The sequence below is a fragment of the Ciceribacter sp. RN22 genome, assembly GCF_024054295.1.
GTDB classification, from domain to species: domain Bacteria; phylum Pseudomonadota; class Alphaproteobacteria; order Rhizobiales; family Rhizobiaceae; genus Allorhizobium; species Allorhizobium lividum.
The window spans coordinates 9,740-10,032 of sequence record NZ_JAMXLD010000008.1; the positions used below are offsets into that span (position 1 = coordinate 9,740).

At 70.6% G+C, this 293-nt stretch carries 1 protein-coding gene; it reads right to left on the minus strand.

The annotated features are described in order from the left end of the window. Window positions 1-293 (minus strand): hypothetical protein (locus tag NHF53_RS22140; RefSeq protein WP_252836129.1); only part of this gene is annotated, 293 nt, incomplete at both ends.

Here is a 293-nt window from a genome sequence, read left to right on the forward strand (position 1 = left end):
ACCATCGTCACCTGCGGAGAGGTCGGTGTCGTCACGCAGCGCGGATCCGTCGGCGTCGCCGTGCAGTCCGGAGGCGTCGTGCCCGTCTCGTAGGCGAGGTTGGCGATCGTCGTCACACCGGCCGGGATCGGGTCGTTCACCGTCACCTCGACCGTCAGCACCAGCGTGCCCGGCGTCGAGCCGACCTGCGCCGGGACCGTCAGCCCCGTCCAGACGATCTGCGAGCCGCTCTGCGCGCCGCCGTTGTCGGCCGACACGAAGGTCGTGTTGGCGTCGAAGGCGTCCGTCACACC